Here is a 7,717-nt window from a genome sequence, read left to right on the forward strand (position 1 = left end):
CACGGTGGCGGCCGGCGCCGCCTTCCGCGGCGCCGTGGCGGCCCGGCCCGGTCTAGCCCACGCCCATCTGAGACTGGGATCCTATTACTACTTCATGGCCCGCTATGAGGAGGCCGCCGACTGTTACCGCCGCGTGGTGGCACTCACGCCCAGCCACTACGAGGGCTACAATCACCTCGGTGCGGTCCTCTTCGAGCTGGAGGATTACGACGGCGCGCAGGCCATGTTCGAGAAGTCCCTGGCGCTGGAACCCACCTACGACGCCTACACCAACCTGGGCAGCCTCTACTTCTACCGGCATCGCTACGCCGACGCCGTGAACATGTTCAGGCGCTCCCTGGCCATCGACGGCGATCAGTACGCGGTCTGGGGGTACCTGGGCGAGTCGCTGTACTGGGCGCCCGGCCTGCGGGATTCGTCGCGCACTGCCTATGGCGAGGCCATTCGCCTGGCCACGGCTCAACAGGCGGACAACCTCGACGACACCTACCTGATTTCCGACCTGGCGTCCTATCACGCGCACCTCGGCCAGAGCGAGCAGTCCCTCGCCCTGTCGGCGCAGCTCGAGGAGAAGGAGGACGTCATTGCCGAGGTGATGTTCATCATCGCCGACGCCTACGAGCAGATGGGCCGCCGCGAGAAGGCCCTGGACTGGCTGGAGCGGGCCTGCGCCGCCGACCTGTCCCTGGCCAAGATCGAGTTGTACCCCGGACTGAGGGAGTTGCGGACGCATCCCCGATACCGGGACATGGTGGCGCGGCGGGGCGGTTGAACCGCCCGGGCGCGCCCGTATCCAGCAGGAGGTTCGTGATGGCTGAAGCAGCCGCCAGGGCATCCATGGTCAGGTTCGTGGACGTCCACGGGACGTTGCGCGCCGATCCGCCCAATGTTCCCCTCGATCGTGGGGGCACGCTGTCCCTCGAGTACGACGGCAAGGCGCCCCCCATGCTCTTCGTCCCCGACGACAGGATCTTCGGGGGGATGCTGTTCATGATGAAGGAGGGAGAGCGCTGGCATCTGGAGCTGACTGTGCTGAGGGACGCGCCGGTGATGGAGATTCCCTACGCCCTCTACGCTCCCGATCGCAACGAGATCGCTGAGGGGGAGTCGCCGCCGCGCATGACCGTCAAGGATCCCGGCCTGTAGGACGGCCGATCCCGCGCGGGCCGGCTGGACTCATGGCGTTCGCCGCACGACCAGGAGCGTGACGTCGTCGAAGGGATCCGTCCCGCGCGTGTGCTCGTGCACGGCTTCCACGACGCGGTCCAGGACGACGCGCGCCGGTTCGCCGCCCGCGGCCGACACCACCGCCAGGAAACGGTCTTCCGTGAAGGGTTCCCCGTCCGCGGATTCCGCGTCGGTCACGCCGTCCGAGAAGATCACCAGGGTGTCGCCGGACTCGAGCTCGATCGTCTGCTCCCGATACGGGAAATCCTCCAGCATGCCCAGGGGCACGCCGCCGTCGCGCGGACGGCCCACGATCTCGCCGTTGCGGCACAGCAGGGGTCTCTCGTGGCCCGCATTGCACGTGGTGATCCGGTGGTGTCGCAAGTCGAGTATCCCCAGGAAAAGCGTGGCGAACAGGTGCGGGTCGGTGCAGCAGTGCAGCATGCGGTTGACGCGCCGGGCGCAGGCCGCGGGCGATCGCTCGAAGAGGACCTGGCCGCGGAGCGCAGCCTGCAGGTTGGCCATCAGCAACGAGGCGGGCAGTCCCTTGCCGGACACGTCGCCCAGGGCCACCGCCAGGGTGCCGTCGTCCAGCGGCACGAAATCGAAATAATCGCCGCCGACGTCGCGGGCCGGCACGCTCACGGCCGCCATGTCGTAACCGGGCGCGTCCGGCGGCGCATCCGGCAGCAGCCGCTGCTGGATCTCCTTCGCCAGGCGCAGCTCCTCGCGCATGCGCTCGTGCCGCTGGCTGACCTCGTAGAGGCGCGCATTCTCGATCACCTGGGCCGACTGCATGGCGATGATGCTCAGCAGCCGCTGGTCCTCCTCGTCGAAGCCGCCCCCGTCGCCGCCAGCGCCGCGCTTGTTGTAGACCGAGAGGACGCCGATCACCTCCATCCTCAGCAGCAGCGGCACGCAGAGCAGGGAGTGCACGGTCTCGGGGAGGTCCTCCGCGCGCAGGCGCTCGTCGTGGCGCGGGTCGTTGGCGAGCAGGGGCCTGCGATGGTGCTGCATCCAGCCCTGCAGGTGCAGGTCGAGGTGATAGCGCTCGCGCGTGACGGCGCTGCCCATGGCCCGGCAGACGGTCTTGGCGGGATCGGGCGTGTCGTGGCCCACCAGCGATATCACCGCCTGCTCGGCGCCGGTCGTGCGGCGCGCGCGGTCGACGATCCGGTCCAGGATGTATTCCGCATCGAAGGACGCGCCGATCTCGGCGGCGAGCTCGTTCAGCACCGACAGCTCCTCGACGGCGCGCTGCAGGGCCGTGTTGCGCGCCAGGAGGTCGTCGTAGGACTGCGCGGTCCTGTCCGGTCTGGTGGGGTGACGGGGCAAGGTTCCCTCCTCTGCAGGCCTTTCCCCGCGCAGCATAGCAGATCGGTGAAGTCGTAGCCAGGGCGTCCGGCCGCGGGCGGCGTGAAACACCAGGTCCGGCGTTCCGTATTCATCCAGATCCCCACATCTCCACCGAACAGGAGGACCGCCGTGCCCCGATTCACCGTCGTACTGTGCGTGCTGCTGGCGCTGTCGATACCCGCCGCGACCGCCACGGCCCAGGACCTGCCCGATCTCGAGTTCGAGAAGTACGTCCTGGACAACGGATTGCAGGTGATCCTGCACGAGGACCATTCCGTACCGCTGGTCTCCGTGAACATCTGGTACCACGTGGGCTCCAAGAACGAGAAGCCCGGCCGCACCGGCTTCGCCCACCTCTTCGAGCACATGATGTTCCAGGGCTCGGAGAACCACGACGAGGACTATTTCGCGCCGCTGCAGAAGATCGGCGGCACGATCAACGGCTCCACCACGGAGGACCGCACCAACTACTGGGAGAACGTGCCCAGCGATCAGCTCGAGCTGGCCCTGTGGCTCGAGGCCGACCGGATGGGCTTCCTCATCCCGGCCATGACCCAGGAGCGTCTCGACAACCAGAAGGACGTGGTGCAGAACGAGAAGCGCCAGGGCGAGAACCAGCCCTACGCCGTGTCCCGCCAGCTCATGCTGGAGCTGCTCTTTCCCGACGATCATCCCTATCATCACACGGTCATCGGCAGCATGGACGACCTGGGCGCCGCGTCCATCGAGGACGTCTCGGAGTTCTTCGGGCTCTACTACGCCCCCAACAACGCCTCGCTCTGCGTGGCCGGCGATTTCGAACCCGCCGCGGCCAGGGCGCTGATCGGCGAGTACTTCGGCACCCTGCCCCCGGGACGCCCCGTGCAGCGGTTCCAGAAGTGGATTCCCAAGCTGGACGGCGAGCACCGCGCCGTGGCGCAGGACGACGTCGAGCTGCCCCGTCTCTACATGGCCTGGCACACGCCCGGCGTCCTGCAGCCCGGCGACGCCGAATCCGACCTGCTGGCCTCTGTGCTGGCCTCGGGCAAGACCTCCCGCCTGTACAAGGCGCTGGTCTACGAACAGCAGATAGCCCAGGACGTGGCCGCCTACCAGGACTCCCGCGGCATCAGCGGCATCTTCACCATCCAGGTCACCGCCAAGCCGGGCGTGTCCATCGACGACCTGGAGAAGGCCGTGGACGCCGAGCTGCGCACGCTGCTGGACAAGGGCGTCAGGAAGGACGAGCTGGCGCGGGCCCGCACCTCCTACGAGGCGGGCTTCATGCGCCGCATGCAGAACATCGGCGGCTTCGGCGGCAAGGCCGACCAGCTCAACGCCTACAACATCCGCACCGGCGATCCCGGCTATATGAAGCGGGATCTGCAGCGCTACCGGGACGCCTCGGCCAGGAGCGTCATGGATTTCGCGCATGCGTATCTCGACCTCGGGCGCCGGGCCGTCCTGCACGTGGTGCCGCTGGGGCAGCTCGCCGCGTCGGAGTCGGTCGTCGACCGCACGCGGATGCCGGGCGCGGGCCGGGAGCCCTCCTTCGCGCCGCCGGCCATCCAGTCGGCCGACCTGTCCAACGGCATGAAGCTGTACCTGGTGGAGAAACACGAACTGCCGCTGGTGCAGGTGAACCTGGTGGTCAAGAGCGGCTGGGCCGCCGACCCCGCCGACAAGCCGGGCGCCACCGCCCTGACCGCCGACATGCTCGACGAGGGCACGCGCAGCCGCGACGCCCTGCAGATCTCCGATCGCGCCCGCGAGCTGGGCGCCCAGCTCGGCACCTTCAGCGGCTTCGACGGCTCCTACGTCAACCTGAACGTGCTGAAGGCCCACCTGGACGACGGCCTGGACCTGATGAGCGACGTCGTGCTCAACCCGACCTTCCCCGAGGCCGAGCTGGAGCGCATCCGCGCCGAGTACCTGGGCCGCATCCAGCAGGAATCGATGCAGCCGGTGGTGACCGCCTACAAGCTCTTCCAGAAGCGGCTCTTCGGCGAGGGGCATCCCTACGCCCAGCCCTTCACGGGGACCGGCAGCGCCGAGTCCGTGCAGAAGCTGACGCGCGACGACCTCGTGCGCCAGCACCGCGAGCTCTACAGGCCCAACAACACGGCGGTGGTCGTGGCCGGCGACCTGACCCTGGGCGAGGCGGTCGGCAAGCTGGAGAGAACCTTCGCGCGATGGGAGCGCGGTCCGGTGCGTCCTGTCGCCGCTTCCGTCGCCCGCCCGTCGGGCGACGGCAAGATCTGCGTCGTGGACAAGCCAGGCGCGCAGCAGAGCGTCATCGTGATCGGCCACGAGGGACTGGCCCAGAACGATCCCGACGTGCTGCCCATGCAGGTCATGAACCTGCCCCTGGGCGGACAGTTCATGTCGCGGGTGAACATGAACCTGCGCGAGGACAAGGGCTACACCTACGGGGCCCGCACCATGACCCTGAACTTCGGGCAGAGCGGCATCTTCCTGGCGTTCTCGCAGGTGCATACCGAGTACACGGCCGAGTCGGTGATGGAGTTCATGAAGGAGCTTGACGACGTGCGCGGCCCGCGCCCGATCAGCGACCAGGAGCTGGCCGACGGCAAGAACCAGCTGGTCAAGAGCTTCCCCCAGCAGTTCCAGACCATCGGGGGCATCGCCGGGCAGCTGGGCGACCTGGTGCTCTACGACCAGCCCCTGAACGAGTGGCGGACCTACGTGCGCCGCGTCACGGAGACCGACCAGGCGCAGGTCCTGGACATGGCGCGCAGGCACATCGACCCCGGCGCGTACCAGATCGTGATCATCGGCGACTGGAGCGAGATCGAGGCGGGCCTGCGCGGCCTGGACCTGGGCGAGATCGTGGTGATGGACTCGGACGCCATCTAGAGGGAGCGAGTCCGGCGACGGATCGCATGCAGGAGCGCCCCTTCCCGGCAGGGAAGGGGCGTCGTCGTTGCCGCCCCGGATGCGGCCTGCTAGGATGGCCGCGCCCGAGGGGAGGCGTGATGAAGAAGATCTGCGTGCTGGGGGCCGGTCTGGTCGGCGGGCCGATGGCGCTGGACCTGGCGGCCGACGAGGGTTTCGAGGTGACCGTCGCCGACCGCGACGAGGCGACCCTGGCCCAGCTGGCGGCGCGGGCGCCGCTGCGCACGGCCTTACGCGACTTGTCCGATCCCGCCGCCGTGGGCGAACTGGCCGCCGCGTCCGACCTCGTGCTGGAGGCCATGCCCGGCCGGCTCGGTTTCCACACCCTGCGCACCGTGATCGAGAGCGGCCGGGACGTCGTGTCCATCTCCTTCTTCGCCGAGGATCCCTTCGACCTGGACGAGCTTGCACGCGCGCGCGGCGTGACCGCGCTGGTGGACTGCGGCGTCTTCCCGGGCATGGGCAGCGCCCTGATCATGGACGCCGTGACGCGTCGTCTCGACCGCGCCGACGCGGTGACCGTCCTGGTGGGCGGTCTGCCCGAGCACCCGCGGCCGCCGCTGTACTACCGCAGCGTCTTCTCGCCCGCGGACGTGATCGAGGAATATGTGCGCCCCGCCCGCCATCTGGAAAACGGCGTGGTCGTGGTACGTCCAGCCCTGTCGGACGTCGAACCCGTGTACTTCGAAGACGTCGGCGACCTGGAGTGCTTCAGCACCGACGGCCTGCGCACCCTGCTGCGCACCATCCCCTGCCCGGACATCCGCGAGAAGACCCTGCGCCTGACCGGCACCGCCGCCCAGATGGGCCTGTTGCGCGACCTGGGCCTGTTCGACGAGGATCCGGTCCGGATCGAGGGCCGCGACGTGCGCCCGCGGGACATGGCCCTGGCCCTGCTCGGCCCGCTCTGGCGAATGCCCGGGGGGGAGGGGGATCTCACGGTGATGCGCATCGAGGTCGCCGGCGAGACCGACGGCGCGCCGCGCACCGTTCGCTGGGACCTGATCGACCACTGGGACCGCGACGCTGGCGTCCCGAGCATGGCCCGCACCACCGGTTACACGGCCACCGCGGCGGTGCGGATGGTCGCCGACGGGACCTATACCCGCGCGGGCATCTCACCGCCCGAGTATCTCGGCCGCGAAAAGAGCCACGTCGATCGTCTGCTGCGCGACCTCGGGGAGCGCGGTGTCGTGTATCGCGAGGCCGGTGCGCCTTGAGCATGCTGGAGATCCTGCCGCTGGCCGTCGCCCTGGCCATGGACGCCTTCGCCGTCTCGGTCGGGGCCGGCGCGGCCGGCCGCGCCCGGGGAGCGCGCGCCACCTTCCGCCTCGCCTTCCACTTCGGGCTGTTCCAGTTCATCATGCCGGTGATCGGCTGGCTGGCCGGCTCGACCGTGGCGCGTCGCGTCGCGTCGGTCGACCACTGGATTGCCTTCGCCCTGCTGGCCTGGATCGGCGGCGGCATGATCCGCGCCGCCTTCCGCGCCGACGAGAACGACCGGCCCGACCCCTCGCGCGGCTGGTCCCTGGTCCTGCTGAGCGTGGCGACGAGCATCGACGCCCTGGCCGTGGGCTTCAGCCTGGCCCTACTGGGGGTGCGCATCTGGCAGCCGAGCGTGGTGATCGGCCTGGTGGCGGCGGCGTTCTCGGCCGTCGGCCACCGCGGCGGGGATCGTCTGGGCCGCCGCTTCGGCAAGCGCGCGGAATTCACAGGCGGGGTGATCCTCGCGGGGATCGGGGTGAAGATCCTGGTGGAACACCTGGGGAGCTGATGCGTTCGGCGTCGATCACGCTACCGGTCAATCGCCCGTCCGCCACGGCCGCACGTCCAGGTGGAAACGGCGCAGGCCGCGGAACGCGATCCGCGCGGGGCCGCCGCCCGGGGGCACGCCCGCCACCACCTGCCGCGCCATGGCCGGATATGACGTCACCGTGTAGTCGCGCGTGCGCAGCGTCGCGTAGGTGTGCAGCCGGGACGGATCCAACGGCCGCACCCAGGCGGGCATGATCGCCAGCGCGTCCACCGGATGCGCCGCCACGTAGGCGTCGCGGTCCCAGTAGAGCTCCGGCGTGTTCAGGCCCATCAGGTCGACCACGGGACGCCGTCCGAAGTAGCGTACGGCGCCGGCGTCTGTGGCGGCCACCCGGGCGTCGGCGGGGGTGTGGGCGTCGAGCCAGCGCCCCATGGCCACCTGCACCTCCTGGATGTTGCGCACGTCGTTGTGATAGCGGCGGGCGGTCGGCGCGAGGGTGAACGCGGCGCCGATCAGTCCCACGGCCAGCAGGGCGAGCAGGGG

7 protein-coding genes are annotated in these 7,717 nt (G+C 69.5%); 5 read left to right on the forward strand and 2 right to left on the reverse strand.

The annotated features are described in order from the left end of the window. Together KJ554_12545 and KJ554_12550 are read left to right on the forward strand one after the other, a co-directional pair. The coding region (locus KJ554_12545; GenBank protein ID MBU0743162.1) for a tetratricopeptide repeat protein at positions 1-772 on the forward strand (772 nt) is incomplete at its 5' end. A 38-nt stretch (positions 773-810) separates the two neighbouring features. Next, positions 811-1,146 carry a hypothetical protein gene (locus tag KJ554_12550; protein ID MBU0743163.1) on the forward strand — a complete coding sequence of 112 codons (336 nt, stop codon included), beginning with the start codon at positions 811-813 and terminating at the stop codon, positions 1,144-1,146. A 30-nt stretch (positions 1,147-1,176) separates the two neighbouring features. Here KJ554_12550 and KJ554_12555 read toward each other — a convergent pair whose 3' ends face one another. Further along, entirely contained in the window at positions 1,177-2,502 is a 1,326-nt protein-coding gene (locus KJ554_12555; GenBank protein ID MBU0743164.1) for a SpoIIE family protein phosphatase, read from the reverse strand. Between the two features lie 150 nt (positions 2,503-2,652). Here KJ554_12555 and KJ554_12560 point away from each other — a divergent pair, with 150 nt between their 5' ends. The 3 genes from KJ554_12560 to KJ554_12570 all read left to right on the forward strand — a co-directional run bounded on the left by KJ554_12560 (position 2,653) and on the right by KJ554_12570 (position 7,192). Next, on the forward strand, positions 2,653-5,379 hold the full coding sequence (locus KJ554_12560; GenBank protein MBU0743165.1) for an insulinase family protein: 2,727 nt from the start codon (positions 2,653-2,655) through the stop codon (positions 5,377-5,379). Positions 5,380-5,498: 119 nt separating this feature from the next. Next, the gene (locus tag KJ554_12565; protein MBU0743166.1) at positions 5,499-6,638 is read left to right on the forward strand and encodes a saccharopine dehydrogenase NADP-binding domain-containing protein; all 1,140 of its coding nucleotides are present in this window, start codon (positions 5,499-5,501) and stop codon (positions 6,636-6,638) included. Beyond that, positions 6,635-7,192: a manganese efflux pump MntP family protein gene (locus tag KJ554_12570; protein ID MBU0743167.1), complete on the forward strand. Its 558-nt coding sequence runs from the start codon at positions 6,635-6,637 to the stop codon at positions 7,190-7,192. The genes KJ554_12565 and KJ554_12570 overlap by 4 nt, the downstream gene beginning before the upstream one ends. 27 nt (positions 7,193-7,219) lie before the next feature. Here KJ554_12570 and KJ554_12575 read toward each other — a convergent pair. Continuing rightward, positions 7,220-7,717 (reverse strand): hypothetical protein (locus KJ554_12575; protein MBU0743168.1); only part of this gene is annotated, 498 nt, incomplete at its 5' end.

This window comes from bacterium (assembly GCA_018814885.1).
Classification (GTDB): Bacteria; Krumholzibacteriota; Krumholzibacteriia; order LZORAL124-64-63; family LZORAL124-64-63; genus JAHIYU01.